This window comes from Phenylobacterium sp. (genome assembly GCF_031360265.1).
Taxonomy (GTDB): Bacteria; Pseudomonadota; Alphaproteobacteria; order Caulobacterales; family Caulobacteraceae; genus Phenylobacterium.
In genome coordinates, this window is record NZ_JANMBF010000007.1 from 1 (window position 1) to 1,737 (window position 1,737).

Annotated in this window: 2 protein-coding genes; both read left to right on the forward strand. The window is 68.0% G+C overall.

The features are described 5' to 3' along the window. Window positions 1-830: CaiB/BaiF CoA-transferase family protein (locus RMN86_RS00250; protein WP_309603814.1), on the forward strand; the 830-nt coding region annotated here is incomplete at its 5' end. 10 nt (window positions 831-840) lie between these two features. Then, a partial coding sequence (locus RMN86_RS00255) for a VOC family protein (protein ID WP_309603815.1) occupies window positions 841-1,737 on the forward strand: 897 nt, incomplete at its 3' end.

Genomic DNA, 1,737 nt, shown 5'->3' on the forward strand with positions numbered 1-1,737 from the left:
TCACAGGCTTCGGCGCCACCGGCCCCTATGGCGGCTGGCCGGGGGTTGACCAGATCGCGCAGGGGATGTCCGGCCTGATGAGCATGACTGGCCAGCAAGCAACCGGCCCGACCCGCGTCGGCATTCCCATCGGTGATGTGGTCGGCGGCATGTGGGCCGCGCTCGGAGTGCAGGCGGCGGTGATCCAGCGCATCGCCACCGGGCGCGGGCAACTGGTGGAAACTTCCCTGCTGGCCGGGCTGATCGGCCTGCTGACCGTGCAGGGCCAGCGCCAGTTGAGCTTGAACGACACGCCGGGCGTCGCCGGCAACGACCACCCGGTGGTCTGTCCGTACGGAATGTTCCAGGCCAACGATGGCCCGTTCAACATGGGCGCGGTGACCGAGGACATGTGGGTGAAGTTGTGCCGCCTGCTGCAGATGGACGACTGGATCACCGACCCGGAGTTCAAGGACAACGCCGGGCGTTTCCGCAACCGGGAACAGGTCAAGACCCGGCTGAACCAGAACTTCGCCGCCCGCGGCAAGATGGAGTGGACGCTGGAACTGGTGAAGCTGGGCCTGCCGGCGGGTCCGATCTTCACGCTGGACCAGGTCTTTGCCGATAAGCATGTCAACGAGACCGGGATCGTCGAGGAGATCGAGCACCCGACGCTGGGCAAGCTGCGCCTGATCGCCAGTCCGATCCGCATGGAAGGGATGGGCGGACATTCGGTGCGGACGCCGCCACCCGAGCTCGGCGCCGACAGCCGCCAGGTGCTGGTCGAATACGGATTTTCCGCGGCCCGCATCGATGCGCTGGTGGCGGCCGGAACGGTTCAATGCAAATAAGGACGCGCTGATGCTCGCTGACCAGATCGCCTATGTGGCACTTGCCTCCAGAAATCCGGAGGAAACCGGTGCCGTGCTGGAACGCCATTTCGGCCTGCCGCGCACCGACCTCGAATCGCCGCAGGGCAGGGTGCCGGTGTTCCCGCTCGGACGCAGCGCACTGGCCGTGTTTCCACTCGGCCATCCGCTCCTCGGCGGCGCCGCCAAGCCTGGGGTCCATCACATTGCCCTGGGCGTCGACGATCTCGATGCGGCCGCCCGCATTGCCGCGCAAGCTGGTGCGCCGGCCGAAGGCGCCGCCACTGCCGGTCTTGGCGGACGCAGGACGTTGACACTCCCGCCCGCCGCCACCGCCGGCGTGCGCACCCGCCTGACCGAGCGCCTCGGGCTGAAGGCGCAGCCCGGCGCCGCGGTGGAGCGCATCGACCACCTGGGCGTGGCCAGCGCCGATGTGTTCGAGGACGAGCGCGTGTTTTCGGGCAAGTTCGGTTTTCCGGTGGAGAGCCGCCAGACCGACATGGAAGTCAGCACCGCCATCGAGAGTTTCACCTCGGACAAGTACGGCGTGGTCTATCACAACCGCGCCCCGGAGCCGGTGGGCGGCCTGCGGGTGTACTTCGTCACCGTGGGCGATTGCGAGCTGGAGTTCCTGGCCAATTTCGATCCGCGGCAGGGCGGGCAAACCGAACGGCAACAGGCCGGCTCCACCCGGCAGGACCAAGGCGCCATCACCCGCTTCGTCCAGTCGCGGGGAGCGGGCCTGCATCACGTGGCGCTGAAGGTCACGGACATCGACCGGACCCTGTCCGGCATGGCGCAAGCCGGGCTGCCGATGCTCGACGTCAAAGGCCGTCCGGGCTCGCGCCGCGCGCTGATCGGATTTCCGCATCCAAGTGCCCTCGGGGGC